The 15,405-nt window shown below is 69.5% G+C and carries 12 protein-coding genes; 8 read left to right on the top strand and 4 right to left on the bottom strand.

Translation table 11 applies throughout. From position 1 onward, the window contains the following. The 5 genes from glmU to BLP38_RS06465 all read left to right on the top strand — a co-directional run bounded on the left by glmU (window position 1) and on the right by BLP38_RS06465 (window position 5,550). Window positions 1-1,473 carry a bifunctional UDP-N-acetylglucosamine diphosphorylase/glucosamine-1-phosphate N-acetyltransferase GlmU gene (gene glmU / locus BLP38_RS06485; protein ID WP_091354733.1) on the top strand — a complete coding sequence of 491 codons (1,473 nt, stop codon included), beginning with the start codon at window positions 1-3 and terminating at the stop codon, window positions 1,471-1,473. Further along, entirely contained in the window at window positions 1,445-2,482 is a 1,038-nt protein-coding gene (locus tag BLP38_RS06480) for a ribose-phosphate diphosphokinase (protein WP_091354730.1), read from the top strand. The genes glmU and BLP38_RS06480 overlap by 29 nt, the downstream gene beginning before the upstream one ends. Window positions 2,483-2,660: 178 nt before the next feature. Continuing rightward, on the top strand, window positions 2,661-3,137 hold the full coding sequence (locus BLP38_RS06475; protein ID WP_091354726.1) for an FMN-binding protein: 477 nt from the start codon (window positions 2,661-2,663) through the stop codon (window positions 3,135-3,137). After that, on the top strand, window positions 3,134-4,000 hold the full coding sequence (locus BLP38_RS06470; protein WP_091354723.1) for an FAD:protein FMN transferase: 867 nt from the start codon (window positions 3,134-3,136) through the stop codon (window positions 3,998-4,000). The genes BLP38_RS06475 and BLP38_RS06470 overlap by 4 nt, the downstream gene beginning before the upstream one ends. Then, on the top strand, window positions 3,976-5,550 hold the full coding sequence (locus tag BLP38_RS06465) for an FAD-dependent oxidoreductase (RefSeq protein ID WP_231916578.1): 1,575 nt from the start codon (window positions 3,976-3,978) through the stop codon (window positions 5,548-5,550). Before BLP38_RS06470 ends, BLP38_RS06465 begins: the two co-directional genes overlap by 25 nt. Before the next feature lie 79 nt (window positions 5,551-5,629). Here the strand turns inward: BLP38_RS06465 and BLP38_RS06460 are convergent, their stop codons facing one another. From BLP38_RS06460 to gndA, 4 genes are all read right to left on the bottom strand, one after another. Continuing rightward, window positions 5,630-7,108: a sensor histidine kinase gene (locus BLP38_RS06460; RefSeq protein WP_091354717.1), complete on the bottom strand. Its 1,479-nt coding sequence runs from the start codon at window positions 7,106-7,108 to the stop codon at window positions 5,630-5,632. Continuing rightward, entirely contained in the window at window positions 7,105-7,830 is a 726-nt protein-coding gene (locus tag BLP38_RS06455; RefSeq protein ID WP_091354714.1) for a response regulator transcription factor, read from the bottom strand. The genes BLP38_RS06460 and BLP38_RS06455 overlap by 4 nt, the downstream gene beginning before the upstream one ends. Before the next feature lie 50 nt (window positions 7,831-7,880). After that, window positions 7,881-8,267 (bottom strand): VanZ family protein, encoded by a 387-nt coding sequence (locus BLP38_RS06450; protein ID WP_231916577.1) that lies wholly within the window; start codon window positions 8,265-8,267, stop codon window positions 7,881-7,883. A gap of 92 nt (window positions 8,268-8,359) precedes the next feature. Continuing rightward, window positions 8,360-9,949 (bottom strand): NADP-dependent phosphogluconate dehydrogenase, encoded by a 1,590-nt coding sequence (gene gndA, locus BLP38_RS06445; protein ID WP_091354707.1) that lies wholly within the window; start codon window positions 9,947-9,949, stop codon window positions 8,360-8,362. Window positions 9,950-10,437: 488 nt separating this feature from the next. Between gndA and BLP38_RS06440 the strand changes: the two genes are divergently transcribed. From BLP38_RS06440 to mfd, 3 genes are all read left to right on the top strand, one after another. Beyond that, window positions 10,438-11,067 (top strand): 50S ribosomal protein L25/general stress protein Ctc, encoded by a 630-nt coding sequence (locus BLP38_RS06440; protein ID WP_091354704.1) that lies wholly within the window; start codon window positions 10,438-10,440, stop codon window positions 11,065-11,067. A gap of 66 nt (window positions 11,068-11,133) precedes the next feature. Further along, the gene (gene pth / locus BLP38_RS06435; RefSeq protein ID WP_091354701.1) at window positions 11,134-11,718 is read left to right on the top strand and encodes an aminoacyl-tRNA hydrolase; all 585 of its coding nucleotides are present in this window, start codon (window positions 11,134-11,136) and stop codon (window positions 11,716-11,718) included. Between the two features lie 54 nt (window positions 11,719-11,772). Continuing rightward, on the top strand, window positions 11,773-15,360 hold the full coding sequence (gene mfd, locus BLP38_RS06430; protein WP_172824664.1) for a transcription-repair coupling factor: 3,588 nt from the start codon (window positions 11,773-11,775) through the stop codon (window positions 15,358-15,360). The last annotated feature ends 45 nt before the right edge of the window (window positions 15,361-15,405 follow it).

The following is a 15,405-nucleotide window of genomic DNA, read 5'->3' as shown; positions in this document are numbered from 1 at the left end:
ATGACCGAGAACCTCGATTCGCGCCTGGCCGTCGTCATCCTCGCCGCTGGACAGGGCACGCGGATGAAGTCCTCTCTCCCCAAGGTCCTGCACCGCATCGGCGGACGACCTCTTCTCGGTCACGTCCTCGACACCGCACTCGACCTCGGGCCCGCGCACGTCGTGGTCGTCGTGCGCCACGAGCGCGACCAGGTCGCCGACGCCGTGCTGGGCGTCGCGCCCAAGGTCGTCGTGGTCGATCAGGATGAGATCCCCGGCACGGGGCGTGCCGTCGAGGTCGCGCTCGGTGCGCTGACCGGCTTCGACGGGGACGTCCTGGTCCTCAGCGGCGATTGCCCGCTGGCCGACTTCGGCACGCTCGACGCCTTCGTCGCCGAGCACCGTGCAACCCGGGCCGACGCGACGCTCATGACCGCCGTCGTCGACGATCCGACCGGGTACGGCCGCATCATCCGCGAGAGCGACGGCAGCGTCGCCCGCATCGTGGAGCAGAAGGATGCCTCGCCCGACGAGGCCGCCGTCACCGAGGTGAACGCCGGGATGTACGTCTTCGCGGCATCGGCCCTCCGCACGCACCTGCCGCAGCTCGGCACCGACAACGCGCAGAGCGAGAAGTACCTCACCGACGTCGTCGCGCTGCTGCGCCGCGCGGAGGGCCGGGTCGCGGCATCCGTCGCCACCGACGTCACCGTCACGTACGGTGTCAACGACCGCGTCCAGCTGTCCGAGGTGGGCCGACTGCTCAACGCCCGCACCGTCCGCCGTTGGCAGCTCGAAGGGGTCACGATCATCGACCCGGCGACGACGTGGATCGACGTCACGGCGACGCTCGCCCCCGACGTGACGGTGCTGCCGAACACGCACGTCCTGCGCGCCACGAGCGTCGCCGAGGGCGCGACCATCGGGCCCGACACGAGCCTGGTCGACTGCGAGGTCGGTGCCGGTGCGACCGTGACGCGCACGGACGCGACCCTCGCCGTCATCGGCGCCGGTGCGACCGTCGGTCCGTTCGCGTATCTGCGCGCGGGAGCCGAACTGGGCGAGCGCGGCAAGGTCGGCACCTTCGTCGAGATCAAGAACTCCGTGATCGGCGAGGGCAGCAAGGTCCCGCACCTGTCCTACATCGGTGACACGACGATCGGACGGGGCGTGAACCTCGGTGCCGGGGCGATCACCGCGAACTACGACGATCTCACCAAGCACCGCACCGAGATCGCAGACGAAGTCCACGCCGGCTCGCACAACGTGTTCGTCGCGCCCGTTAGGATCGGTGAGGGCGCGAAGACGGGTGCAGGAGCCGTGATCCGCAAGGATGTCCCGGCCGGCGCCCTCGCCCTCAGCATCGCCCCCCAGCGGAACATCGCCGGGTGGGTCGAGAACAATCGACCGGGAACGGGAGCGGCAGAAGCCGCCGCTCGCGCCCGGTCCGCACAGGAAGCTGGCGATGGGTCGCAAGAAGCAGCACACGGTTGACCTCGACACCGAGCGCGGAATCGCGCCGGGCCTGGTGGCCAAGACCAAGAAGCGCCTCGTCGTCGCGTCGGGCCGCTCGCACGAGGAACTGTCGACCGACGTCGCCGCAGCCCTCGGCACCCAGCTGGTGCCCACCGAGCACCGCACCTTCGCCTCCGGCGAGATCCTGACCCGTTTCGAGGTGTCGATCCGCGGCTGCGACTTCTTCCTCATCCAGAGCTTCGGCCCGCCGGTCAACGAGTGGCTCATGGAGACGCTCATCATGCTGGATGCCGCCAAGCGCGCATCCGCCAAGCGGATCACCGTCGTCGCGCCCTACTTCCCCTATTCGCGTCAGGACAAGAAGGGCCGCGGCCGCGAGCCGATCAGTGCACGCCTCGTGGCAGATCTCTTCAAGACCGCCGGCGCTGACCGGGTCATGAGCGTCGACCTCCACGCGGCCCAGATCCAGGGCTTCTTCGACGGCCCCGTCGACCACCTGTTCGCCAAGCCCGTCCTCCTCGAGTACTTCGAGAACACGCTCTCGCCGGAGGACCGCGCCAAGCTCACGGTCGTCTCGCCCGACACCGGCCGCGTGCGGGTCGCCGACACTTGGTCCGACAGCCTCGGCGCACCGCTCGCCATCATCCACAAGCGCCGCGACCCCAACGTCGCGAACCAGGTCACGGTCAACGAGATCGTCGGTCAGGTCGACGGCCGCGTCTGCCTCCTCGTCGACGACATGATCGACACCGGCGGCACCATCGTCAAGGCGGCCCAGGCACTCAAAGCGAACGGCGCCGAGCGCGTGATCGTCGCGGCGACGCACGCGATCTTCAGCGACCCCGCCACCGAGCGTCTCCAGGATGCGTCGATCGACGAGGTCGTCGTCACGGACACGGTTCCGCTGCCCCCTGAGAAGCGGTTCGAGAGCCTCACGATCCTGCCGATCGCACCGCTGCTCGCGCGCGCCATCCGCGAGGTCTTCGAGGATGGTTCCGTCACGAGCATGTTCGACGGCGCGGCCTGATCCCAGACCCTCCTGGTGGACAGGAATCCGGCTGTCCGTTAACCTCACGTTCACGTACGGCCGTCGTCTTCAGCCGATGCATAGGCTTCTGCAAGCATCGGCATGTGAGGACTGGCTTTTCTTGAGGTCAACGCCCCGTACCCCAGACCGGGCGGGAACGACACAAGGAGGACCTCTCATGATCCGCACCACCGCCGTACCCCGGCCGATCCGTGTCGGTGCCGCCGCCGCATCCGTTGCAGGACTCGCCCTGCTCGCCGGCTGCGCCGGCCAGACCACGTCCGGATCCACGGACGCCGGCACCTCGTCGCAGAACCCGTCCGCCTCCGCCGACGCGGGGAGCGGTGCGTCCACCGGCACCTACAAGGACGGCACGTACACCGCCAACGGCACGTACCAGACCCCGGAATCGGTCGAGGAGATCTCGGTCACCCTGACCCTCGCGGACGGCACCGTGACCGACGTCGAGGTGACCGGCGAGCCGAAGGCTCGTGAGACGCGGCAGTACCAGGGCGACTTCATCGGCGGCATCCAGGACGAGGTCGTCGGCAAGAAGCTCGACGATCTGTCGGTCGACAAGGTCGGCGGCTCCTCCCTCACCAGCGGTGGGTTCAACGCCGCGGTCAAGGAGATCCGGACCGAAGCCGCGTCATGACCTCGATCGCCCCCCTCGTCCACTCGTGGACGTTCGAGGCGATCGGAACGGTATGGCGTATCGACGCCGCATCACCGCTCGACGATGGCGTCCGTGATCAGATCACGGACGCCATCGTCGCGTTCGACCTGGAGTGGTCGCGCTTCCGCGCCGAGTCGCTCGTGAGTCGGCTGAGGACGGAGGGCGGGGAGGTGCCGGCTCCAGTCGACGCCGTCGCCATGCTCGACGCCTACGATGCTCTCGACACCGCCACTGCCGGGGCCGTGAACCCCCTCGTCGGAGATGCGCTGGCGCGGCGCGGCTACGACGCCGATTACTCGCTCGTCGATCGTGGTGTCGTGTCGGCCCCCCGAAACTGGCGGGACCTCCTCGTATGGTCTCCCGAGACGCTCTCCCTCGCGGAGCCTGCCCTGATCGACGTCGGAGCGCTCGGCAAGGGCCGTCTCGCGGACATCGTGCTGGAGCTCGTCCCGGCGGGCCCCGCGGTCGTGGATGCCGGCGGCGACATCGCCGTTCGCGCGGCGACGCAGCGGATCGCTCTCGAGCATCCGTACGACGCGTCGCGTGCGATCGGGGTCTGGTCGGTGACGGATGCCGCCCTCTGCGCCTCGGCGGTCAACCGGCGGGCGTGGGGCGACGGTCTCCACCACGTGCTCGACGCCCGCACCGGTCAGCCGGTGCGCCGATACGCGGCCACCTGGGCCGCAGCCTCCGACGCGATGACGGCCGATGCCGTCGCGACCGCGTTGTTCTTCGACGGCGGCCCCCGGTTGGCCGCCGAATGGGGAGCCGAATGGGTGCGAATGGGCACCGACGGCTCCGTCGAATGGTCCCCCCGATGCGAAGCGGAGTTGTTCTCGTGATCTCGTCCCTCAGTGCCGGATGGACGCGCCTCATCGGCGCGCTCGGTCGGCTGTCCATGTACCGCCTGGTCCTGCTGGCGCTGTCGGCTCTCGCCGTCATCGCGCTCGTGCTCTCCTTCACCGGTGCGGTATCGGTTGCCCCGCTCGACCTCGTGGTCTCGTTCGCGGTCCTCGCCGCATCGATCATGGTGGTGGATGCCGTCGCCCAGCGGATCGTCCGCAGGCCGTGGCGCATCGAATCGGCGCTCATCACGGCCCTCATCCTGGTGTTCGTTCTCCGTCCGGGAATCGAACCGATGGCGCTCCTGGGGCTCGCCCTGGCCGGGGCGATCGCGTCGGCGTCGAAGTACATCCTCGCCTGGCAGGGGCGCCACATCTTCAATCCCGCAGCGGTGGGTGCGAGTGCCCTCACGATCGTCAGCATCTGGGCGCCGGATCTCGGATTCTCCGCCTGGTGGATCGGCTCTCCCGCGATGACCGTTCCCGTGGTCCTGCTGGGGCTCGCCGTTCTCGTGCGCACCGAGAAGGTGCGCGTGGTGGGTCTGTTCCTCGTCGTCGCGATCGCTGTCGGCCTCGTCCGCACGATCGTGCAGGCGCAGGAAGCGGGCCTCGTCCTCGATCCCGCGATGACGTTCTCGAGCCTCGTCCTGTCGTCGCCGTTCCTGTTCCTCGGCGCGTTCATGCTGTCGGAGCCGCTGACGCTCCCGCCGCGACGGTGGCAGCAGTTCACCGTTGCGGCCGTGGTCGGCATCCTGGCGGGCTGGCCACTCGCGGTCGGCGACATCACCCTCGGCCAGGAGCGCGCGCTGCTCATCGGCAACCTCGTCGCGTTCGTCTTCGCACTCCGGACCGCCGTCCGCCTCACGATCGTCGAGCGCACCGCGGTGACGCCGAGTGTGCGCGAGTACAGCTTCCGCGCGGAGCGGCCGGTGAAGTTCACTCCGGGCCAGTACCTCGAGCTCGAGGTGCCTCATGCGCGACCCGACTCGCGCGGGACGCGGCGCGAGTTCAGCATCCTCTCCTCGCCGGCGGAACTGCCGGTCGTGCGGATCGCGATGCGGGAAGGGTCGCAGTCGAGCTACAAGAAGGCGATCGCGACCGTCGAACCGGGGGACGAGCTGGCCATCACCGGCATCTGGGGCGACTTCGTGCTGCCGCGCAAGACCGAGACGCCCGTCCTCATGGTGGCCGCCGGCATCGGGGTCACGCCGTTCGTGTCGCACCTGCGGCACCTGCGGATGAGTCAGGAGCAGCGCGACGTCGTGTTCGTCTACGTGGCATCGGGGAGCGAGGAGCTTGCCTTCCGCGACGACCTCGAAGCCGCCGGCATCCCGGTCATCGTCGTGACCCGTGACGAACCGACGAACCTGCCCGACGGCTGGACGTGGGGCGGCGGGAACCGGCTCGATGCCGAGAGCCTCGTGCGCCACGTTCCCGACATCGACCGGCGACACGCCTTCGTGTCCGGTCCGCCGGCGCTCATCGCCACGCTGACGCCCGCGCTGAACCGAGCGAAGTCCATCACCACGGACGCCTTCAGCGGCTACTGAGCTGCCTCAACCGCATCGAGGTCCCGATCGGACCGGGTACGCATCGACGTCCTCCGGCCCGATCGGGACCTCGATCAGTTCACTCGGTGGTGGCGTCGGCGGGGGAGTCGGGGCGGGCGGGCAGCCGCACCTCGAACGTGGTCGAGCCGGGCTCGGAGTCCACGACGATCCGGCCGCCGTGTCCGGTGATGATCGCTTTGGCGATCGAGAGCCCGAGTCCGGTACCGCCGGTCTGACGGGCACGCGAGGAATCCGCTCGGCTGAACCGCTCGAACAGTTCGTTCACGACGGAGGGGTTGATTCCGGGGCCGTCGTCGTGCACCCGCAGGATCGCCTCACCGTCCTGGGTCTCGACGGTCGTCGTGACCCGGGTGCCGGCGGGGGTGTGCAGTCGGGCGTTCGCGAGGAGGTTGGCGGCGACCTGGTGCAGGCGCCCAGCGTCACCGGCGACGATCGCCGGGTCGTCGTCGACCTCGAGCACCCAATCGTGATCGGTGCCCGCGACACGGGCGTCCGAGACCGCTTCGACGGCGAGCCGGGTGAGGTCGACGGCGCTGTAGACCAGTTCCGTGCCCTCGTCCAGGCGAGCCAGGAGCAGCAGATCCTCGACGAGCGCCGTCATCCGCAGCGACTGCGCCTGGATGCGCTCCAGGGACTCCTTCGTCGTGTCGGCGACCACCCCGGCGGCGTGAGGGCCGGAGGCCTCCGCCTGACGGATGCCGCGGAGGGAGAGCTCGGAGTATCCGCGGATCGAGGCGAGGGGCGTGCGCAGCTCGTGGCTCGCATCGGCGACGAAGGCCCGCATCCGATCCTCGTTGCGCTGGCGGGCGGCCAGCGAGCTCTCCACGTGATCGAGGAGGGTGTTGAGGGCGTGACCGACCTGTCCGACTTCCGTGTGTGCGTCGGTGTCCTCGTCGGGGACGCGCTCGGTGATCGTGACGGCGCCCTCGGAGAGGGGGAGCGACGCGACACGGGATGCCGTCGCGGCGACCGATCGCAACGGTGCGAGAGCGCGACGGATCAGGAGGGCGATGATCGCGGCGAGGACGAGGAGACCGCCCGTCGTCAGCAGCGCGACCGTGGTGACGATGCGAGCGCTGACGCTCGTCACCTCCGAGGTGGGCAGACCCGTGATGGTCGTGTACGGCCCCGGCTCTTCGTGGACGCGATAGTGGCCGAGGCCGGTGACGGTCGCGTCGGCCCAGCCGTCCTGGTCCGACGGGACGAGCATGATGCGGCTGACATCGAGCGAGCGCACGTTTCCCTCGTCATCGACGTAGGCCGCGGTGATGCCGCTGATGTTGCTGACGACGAGGATCGTGCCCCGCTCCTGACGGCTGCCGCTGAGGATGTCTTCGGCGCGGTTGTTGAGATCGACGTAGATCGAGTCCTGCGCTCGGGTGACTTTCGCGTCGAGGTTCTCCCGCAGGATCGACTCGAGCACCGTCCCCGTGCCGAGCCCGACGGTGATGAGGATCACCGACACGAACGAGACGACGGCGGTGATGAGCCGCGCCTGCAGACTCCAGCGGTGCCGCCGTCGGGGTTTCGTGCTCACTGGCTCGCTTTGATCATGTACCCGACGCCGCGCACGGTGTGGATGAGGGGCTCCTTGCCCGCGTCGATCTTCTTGCGGAGGTAGGAGATGTAGAGCTCGACGACGCTCGAGCGTCCGCCGAAGTCGTAGTTCCAGACGCGATCGAGGATCTGCGCCTTCGACAGCACGCGACGCTGATTGCGCATGAGGTAGCGGAGCAGTTCGAACTCGGTGGCGGTCAGTTCGATCTCGTCGTCGCCGCGGAACACCTCGTGGGAGTCCTCGTTGAGCGTGAGGTCGCCGACGCGGAGGATCGGGTCGGCGGTGTCGGTGGATGCCCCGGCCCGGCGCATCAGCCCGCGCAGGCGTGCCACGACCTCCTCCAGGCTGAACGGCTTCGTGACGTAGTCGTCTCCGCCGGCGGTCAGGCCGGCGACCCGGTCGCTGACCGAGTCCTTCGCGGTGAGGAACAGGACGGGGACGTCGTCCCCGGCCTGGCGCAGACGTTGCAGGACGGCCATGCCGTCGAGGTCGGGCATCATGATGTCGAGCACCATGGCGTCGGGGGCGAACTCGCGCGCCACGTTCAGCGCGTCGAAGCCGGACGCCGCGGTGCGGACTTCCCATCCCTCCATGCGGAGCGCCATCGAGAGCAGATCGGTCAGCATCTGCTCGTCGTCGACGACGAGGACGCGCAGGGGGGAGCCGTCGGGGCGCTGGAGAAGGGGGGCAGGCACCGTCATGTCTCTCATTCTCATGACATTCCTATGCGCACGCTATGCGACGCCTTCGGTCACGCTTCGGATCGCACCGGATGCCGCGGGTTCGGCGGCGAGAGCAGGAATGCCAGGAGGAGCATGAGGCACATACCGATCACTGAGCCGAGGGTATTGGCGACGACGTCCCGCACGTCCGAGACGCGGGTGTCGATGAAGACCGCCTGGAGCACCTCGATCGTCGCGCTCCCGAGGGCGCCGAGGATCGGGGCCGCCCACCATCCCCGCACGCCGAACCACAGGACCGCGATGACCCCGAGGGGGACGAACATCGCCACGTTCGCGCCGAACTCCACCCGGTCGAAGGTGATCCACGCGGTGGAGGGCCGTTCGGCGAACCAGACCAGCAGCCGGTCGAGGGCCGAGCCGATGTCCGATCCGTACGGCGCCGCGCGCAACGTCATCCACGCCACCATCCACGCGTAGAGCGCGGTGAGGATGGCGAGGACGATGCGCGCGGCGACGCGGTGGACGCGAAGCGCCGTGTCGGTGCGACTCAGTGGGTGTCCTCGGCCTCGATCTCACTGCGGTCGCCGGACCACACCGTGTGGAAGGTGCCGTCCTTGTCGATCCGCTTGTACGTGTGTGCGCCGAAGAAGTCGCGCTGCCCCTGGATGAGGGCGGCCGGCAGGCGGTCGGCGCGAAGGCCGTCGTAGTACGCCAGCGACGAGCTGAAGGCGGGAGCCGGGATGCCGGCGGCCGCCGACACGCGGACGATCTCACGCCAGGCATCCTGCGTCCGGCCGAGGGCCTCGACGAAGTAGGGCGCCGTCAGCAGGACGGGCAGGTCGGCCTGCTCGTCGTACGCGTCGGCGATGCGGTTCAGGAACTGCGCACGGATGATGCAGCCGCCGCGCCAGATCTTGCTGACGGCTCCGAGGTCGATGTTCCAGCCGTACTGCGCGGCGCCGGCGCGGATCTCGTCGAAGCCCTGGCTGTAGGCGACGATCTTCGAGGCGTAGAGGGCGAGGCGAACCTGCTCGATGAACGCGTCCGCGTCGGGAACGGTGAAGTCCTCGGAGGACGGTCCGGGGAGCTCGCCCGCGACGTCGCGCTGCTCGCGGTGGCTCGAGAGCGACCGGGCGAAGGTGGCTTCGGCGATGCCGGAGACGGGGACGCCGAGGTCGAGCGCGGTCTGCACCGTCCATGCACCGGTGCCCTTGGCGCCCGCCTGGTCGACGATGACGTCGACGAGGGGCTTGCCGGTGGTGGCATCCGTCTGGCGGAGGACTTCGGCGGTGATCTCGATCAGGTAGGACTCGAGTTCGCCGCGGTTCCATTCGGCGAAGACGTCGGCGATCTCGGCGGGGGACTTGCCGGTGCCGCGACGGATGAGGTCGTACGCCTCGGCGATCAGCTGCATGTCGGCGTACTCGATGCCGTTGTGCACCATCTTCACGAAGTGACCGGCACCGTCGTGGCCGATGTGGGTGACGCAGGGCTCGCCCTCGGCGACCGCAGCGATCGACTTCAGGATGGGACCGAGCGTGACCCAGGCCTCATCGGGGCCGCCGGGCATGAGGGACGGGCCGTTGAGCGCGCCCTCCTCGCCGCCCGAGACGCCCATGCCGACGAAGTTGTACCCGGCTTCGGAGACCGCCTTCTCACGGCGGATCGTGTCGGTGAACAGGCTGTTGCCGCCGTCGATGATGATGTCGCCGGGCTCGAACACGCGCATGAGCTCGTCGATGACGGCATCGGTCGGCTTGCCGGCCTTGACCATGATGATCGCGGTGCGCGGCTTCTGCAGCGACGCGGCGAACTCCTCGTACGTGAACGCGGGGACGAATTCGGCCTCGGGGTGGGCCTCGATCAGCTCGTCGGTCTTCGACCGCGACCGGTTGAAGACGGCGACCGTGTTGCCCTCACGGGAGGCGAGGTTGCGGGCGAGGTTCGACCCCATGACCGCGAGGCCCACGACGCCGATGTTGGCGGACCCGGACTCGGTGCCGGTGGACGCCGCCTCCGGGTGGGTGGGGCGGTCGACCTCTTCGGGCTGCGGCGCCCCCTCGTGCTGCTGCGTGGCTTCGTTCGGAGCCTGGTCCTGGTCGTTGGAATGTCCGGTGGAAGAAGGGGACGACGACATGCGTAGCTCCAGGTCTGCGTGGGGTTCGAGCGGGAGGGAGGGGGATGCCGGGAACCGGCTGAGCCCCATCGGTCACTGTATCGGCTGGGACCGAAGGGGCGATTCCGTGTTGCGCTATCAGTCCTTGTAGCCGCGGCCCATCGAGAAGAATGCGCCGACGACGCAGACGGCGGTTGCGGCGCTCAGCGCTCCGACGAACCAGAGCAGTGCGTGCGACATCCATCCGTAGTCCATGGGTTCCTCCGTCTTTCGGGCGTGGCGGGACTGACGTTCCATCGTATCCATCGCGCTGATAGACTCGGTGCGAACTTCGGCGAGGGATGCACCGCATCCGTGATCGACGCGGTGAGCAGGCTTCGCGGCTTTCCTCACGCGCATGCGTTCGAGTCGAACCACAGACCACGTCGAGGCCGTATCGGCCCCGATGACAGACGAGGCCGTACCGGCCCCGATTGACTGGGCCGCGAAGGCCCGCAAGGAGAACACTCATGTCGACTGAGACCGACACCAAGGTCGTCGCCGAGCTGCGCGAGCAGTTCGGCAAGGGATTCGCCCGCCGTCTGCGCGCCGCCGGCAAGATCCCCGCCGTCATCTACGGCCACGGCACGGACCCCGTGCACGTCGCCCTGCCCGGCCACCAGGTCTCGCTGCTCATCCGCCGCGCCAACGCGCTGCTCGAGCTCGAGATCGACGGCAAGCAGCAGCTCACGCTGGTCAAGGACGTCCAGAAGGACCCCGTGCACCAGATCATCGAGCACATCGACCTCCTCGTCGTGAAGAAGGGCGAGAAGATCGAGGTCGACATCCCCGTCTCCGTCGTCGGCGAGCCGTTCCCGGGCACCATCGCGAACCTCGAGAACACCACGGTGACGCTCGAGGTCGAAGCCACCCACATCCCGCAGAACGTCGAGGTCTCGGTCGAGGGTCTCGAGGACGGTGCGCACATCACCGCGGCTGACCTGACGCTGCCCCGCGGCGCGGTGCTGGTGACCGACCCCGAGACGCTCATCGTCGGTGTCGCGCTGCCGCCGGCGCCCGTCGAGGACGAGGCGGAGGAGTCCGAGGAGGGCGCCGAGGCTTCCTCCGACGAGGCTGCCGCCGAGGAATCCGCCGAGTAAGACACCCGCGTTCGAAGCCCGTCGCCGCATCCGCTGCGACGGGCTTCGTCGTCGAAAGGACCGTTCATGGCCGACACCTGGCTGATCGTGGGACTCGGTAACCCGGGGCCGCGCTACGAGGCGACCCGTCACAACGTCGGGCAGATGGTGATCGACGAGCTCGCGCGGCGCCGGTCCGAGTCGCTGCGATCGCACAAGGCGGGGGCGCGCGTGGCCGAGTCGTGGCTGCGGCCGGGCGGCGCGAAGCTCGTGCTCGCGAAGCCGAACTCGTTCATGAACGTCTCCGGCGGGCCGGTCGCCGGTCTCGCCTCGTTCTACGGCGTGCCCGCCGAACGCGTCGTCGTCGTCCACGACGAGCTCGACATCCCGTTCGATTCGCTCAAGCTCAAGGTCGGTGGCGGGCACGGCGGGCACAACGGCGTCCGCGACGTGGCCAAAGCGCTCGGCACGCCGGACTTCCCCCGCGTGCGCGTCGGGATCGGCCGTCCGCCGGGACGCCAGGACCCGGCCGACTGGGTCCTCGATCCGTTCGGTTCGGCCGAGCGCCAGACGCTGCCGATCATGATCGGGGACGCGGCGGATGCCGTGGAGCAGCTCGTCGACGAGGGGCTCCTCGCCGCCCAGCAGCGCCACCACGCGCCACGCGCCTGAGCGGGCAGCGTCCGCGACGGATCCGATGTCCGATGCGCCGCGTAGACTTCCCCGGTGACAATTCCCGGGATCGTGCGCGCCCTCGAACAGGCTGACAGCTTCCGGGAGGCCCTCGACGGCGCCGCTTCGGACGTCGACTTCTCGGCGGTGACGGGCCTCGACGCCCCGCTCCTCGCTGCTCTCCTCGAGCGGCGCGCCGCGTCGGGACAGCCTCCCGTGCTGCTCCTCGTGGCACCCACGGGGCGCCGCGCCGAGAGCATCGGCGCCGCCCTGCAGTGCCTTCTGCCCCACGCCGCCGTGCGCCACCTGCCCGCATGGGAGACGCTCCCGCACGAGCGCCTCAGTCCCAGCGCCGAGACCGTCGGGCGCCGTCTGAGCGTCCTCCGCGAAGCCGCGGACTGGGATGGTCGCACGCCCCTGGTGGTGACGGCATCCGTCCGCGGCGCGCTGCAGCCGATCGCGGCGGGACTGACGGATGCCGGTGTCGTCCGGCTCGAGCTCGGCTCGCGCGGGCAGGAGCTCGACGACATCGTCCACCGCCTCGTCGACCTCGCCTACCACCGGGTCGACATGGTCTCGCGCCGTGGCGAGTTCGCCGTGCGCGGCGGCATCCTCGACGTCTTCCCGCCGGTCGCCGACCACCCGTACCGCGTCGACTTCTTCGGCGACGAGATCGATCAGATCCGTGCGTTCTCGGTCGCCGACCAGCGCTCGCTGCCCGGTGACGTGCGCGACGTGACCCTGCTCCCGAGTCGCGAACTCCTCCTCACCGACGCCGTCCGCGAACGCGCCGCGGGCCTTCGCGACCGGATGCCGGGGCTCGGCACCATGCTCGAGAAGATGAGCGAGGGCATCCCGGTCGAGGGTATGGAGTCGCTGCTTCCGGCCGTCGCCGACGCGGTGCTGCCGCTCGTGGACTACCTGCCGGAGGGTGCGGCCGTCGCGGTCGTCGACCCCGAACGCGCGGTCACCCGCGCGATGACCCTCTCCGAGACGAACCGCGAGTTCCTCGAAGCCGCGTGGAGCGCGGCAACGGCGGGCGCCGACAGTCCCGTCGACCTCGGTGCCGGGGACTTCCTGACCCTGCCCGAGTTGCGCGACGCGGCATCCGCTCGCGGCGGCGTGTGGTGGAGCCTCAGCACCTTCGACTCCGGTGCGGCGGACGCCGCCGAGGAGGGTCTCGTCGAACGGGCGGCTGCCGCGGTCCGGATCCCCGCGACCGCCGTGCCGTCCTTCCAGGGCAACGTCGAGGGCGCGAGCGAGCACATCGGCAACCTGCTCGGCGCCGGATGGCGCGTCGTCGTCGCCGCCTCCGGTGCGGGACTCGTCGACCGTTCGCGCGATGTGCTGTCCGAACGCGGGCTCGCGGCGCGGACCGCCGACGCGATCACCGAGGTCCCCGACGCGGGCATCGCCGTGTCGACCGTCGCGACGCTCGAGGCGGGATTCCTCTTCGCCGATGCGAAACTCGCCGTGTTCACCGAGAGCGACTTCTACGGGCGCACCATCGGCGGCGACAACCGCGTCGTGAAGAAGCTCGCCTCGCGCCGGCGCAACGTCGTCGACCCGCTGCAGCTGACGCCGGGCGACCACGTCGTCCACTCCACCCACGGCATCGGGAAGTTCGTCGAACTCGTCCAGCGCGAGGTGTCGTCGGGCGGACGGAACGCCGTGAAGAGCAAGCGCGAGTACCTCGTCCTCGAGTACGCGCCCTCCAAGCGCGGCCACCCCGGCGACAAGCTGTACGTGCCCACCGACCAGCTCGACCTGCTGTCGCGATACGTCGGCGGCGAGGCGCCGCAGTTGTCGAAGATGGGCGGGTCGGACTGGGCTGCGGCCAAGGGCAAGGCGCGCAAGGCCGTCCGCGACATCGCGGTGGAGCTCGTGAAGCTCTACTCGGCGCGCATGTCGTCGAAGGGCTACGCCTTCGGTCCCGACACGCCCTGGCAGCGCGAGCTCGAAGAGGCCTTCCCTTTCGCCGAGACGCCCGACCAGCTGCAGACGATCGACGAGATCAAGGCCGACATGGAGAAGCCGATCCCGATGGACCGCCTGCTCTCGGGCGACGTCGGCTTCGGCAAGACCGAGGTCGCCGTCCGGGCCGCCTTCAAGGCGATCCAGGAGGGCAAGCAGGTCGCGATGCTCGTCCCGACGACGCTCCTCGCCAAGCAGCACCTCGAGACGTTCTCCGAGCGGTTCGCCGGCTTCCCCGTCAAGGTGCGCCCGCTGTCGCGATTCCAGACGGCGAAGGAGGCGAAGGACACTCTCGCCGGGCTCGCCGACGGCACGATCGACATGGTCATCGGGACGCACCGCATCCTCACCGAGAAGGTCGTTTTCAAGGACCTCGGCCTCATGATCATCGACGAGGAGCAGCGGTTCGGCGTCGAGCACAAGGACGCCCTGAAGAAGCTCAAGACGAACGTCGACATCCTCGCCATGAGCGCGACCCCCATTCCGCGCACACTCGAGATGGCGGTCACCGGTATCCGCGAGATGTCGACCCTCGCCACGCCGCCGGAGGAGCGGCATCCGATCCTCACCTACGTGGGGCCGCGCAGCGACAAGCAGATCGCCGCGGCCATCCGCCGCGAGTTGCTGCGCGAAGGACAGGTGTTCTTCGTGCACAACCGCGTCTCGTCGATCCAGCGGGTCGCCGCGCAGCTGGCCGAACTCGTCCCCGAGGCGCGCATCGCGGTCGCCCACGGCCAGATGGGCGAGCACGCCCTCGAGCAGGTCGTCGACGACTTCTGGGAGCGCCGGGCAGACGTCCTCGTCTCGACCACCATCATCGAGACCGGTCTCGACATCGCGAACGCGAACACGATGATCATCGACCGCGCCGACAAGTACGGCCTCTCTCAGCTGCACCAGCTGCGCGGGCGCGTCGGTCGTGCCCGCGAGCGTGCGTACGCCTACTTCCTGTACGACGAGAACAAGCCGCTGAGCGAGACCGCCGCCGACCGTCTCGAGACGATCGCGGTCAACAACGACCTGGGGTCGGGCATGCAGGTGGCGCTCAAGGACCTCGAGATCCGCGGTGCCGGAAACCTGCTCGGGGCCGAGCAGGCCGGCCACATCGCCGGCGTCGGTTTCGACCTCTACCTCCGCATGATCGGAGAGGCGGTCGCGACCTTCCGCGGCGAGGACACCGAAGGCCCCACCGAGCTGCGCCTCGAGCTGCCCGTCCAGGCCCGCATCCCCGAGTCGTACATCGACAGCGAGCGGTTGCGTTTGGAGGCCTACCAGAAGCTGTCCGCGGCGGCATCCGTCACGGCGGCGGCCGATGCGATCGACCTCGTCCTCGAAGAGCTCCGTGACCGATACGGCACGCCGCCCGCGGAGGTCGACGGCCTGATCGCGATCGCACGACTGCGTCGCCGCGCCGCGCAGTCGGGGCTCTCCGACGTCGTCGCGATGGGACCGAACCTCCGGATCGCCCCCGCGCACCTCGCGGACTCGATCCGCGTGCGCCTGCAGCGGCTGCACCCGAAATCGAAGGTCGTCTCGGGCGGCGAGGCCATGGTCGTGCCGCTGCCGACCGCCGGGGGAGAGGCGCTCGCGGACGCGGACCTCATCGCGTGGACGAGCACGCTGCTCGATCAGATCTTCCCGCTGCCGACGGGCGACGCCACGGCCTGACACGGCGGCGCGGCCCGACACGCGGAACGCCCCGCCCGACGTCGT

This window comes from Microbacterium sp. LKL04 (assembly GCF_900102005.1).
In the GTDB taxonomy this organism is placed as follows: domain Bacteria; phylum Actinomycetota; class Actinomycetes; order Actinomycetales; family Microbacteriaceae; genus Microbacterium.
This window is presented reverse-complemented; position numbering and strand designations above follow the sequence as displayed.

Bases quoted from the DNA above. Each gene is read 5' to 3' on its own strand.
- pth (WP_091354701.1), top strand. From the start codon at position 11,134: ATGGCCGACACCTGGCTGATCGTGGGACTCGGTAACCCGGGGCCGCGC.
- BLP38_RS06465 (WP_231916578.1), top strand. From the start codon at position 3,976: ATGCGAAGCGGAGTTGTTCTCGTGATCTCGTCCCTCAGTGCCGGATGG.
- BLP38_RS06470 (WP_091354723.1), top strand. From the start codon at position 3,134: ATGACCTCGATCGCCCCCCTCGTCCACTCGTGGACGTTCGAGGCGATC.
- BLP38_RS06480 (WP_091354730.1), top strand. From the start codon at position 1,445: ATGGGTCGCAAGAAGCAGCACACGGTTGACCTCGACACCGAGCGCGGA.
- glmU (WP_091354733.1), top strand. From the start codon at position 1: ATGACCGAGAACCTCGATTCGCGCCTGGCCGTCGTCATCCTCGCCGCT.
- BLP38_RS06440 (WP_091354704.1), top strand. From the start codon at position 10,438: ATGTCGACTGAGACCGACACCAAGGTCGTCGCCGAGCTGCGCGAGCAG.
- BLP38_RS06455 (WP_091354714.1), bottom strand. From the start codon at position 7,830: ATGACGGTGCCTGCCCCCCTTCTCCAGCGCCCCGACGGCTCCCCCCTG.
- BLP38_RS06450 (WP_231916577.1), bottom strand. From the start codon at position 8,267: ATGACGTTGCGCGCGGCGCCGTACGGATCGGACATCGGCTCGGCCCTC.
- BLP38_RS06475 (WP_091354726.1), top strand. From the start codon at position 2,661: ATGATCCGCACCACCGCCGTACCCCGGCCGATCCGTGTCGGTGCCGCC.
- gndA (WP_091354707.1), bottom strand. From the start codon at position 9,949: ATGTCGTCGTCCCCTTCTTCCACCGGACATTCCAACGACCAGGACCAG.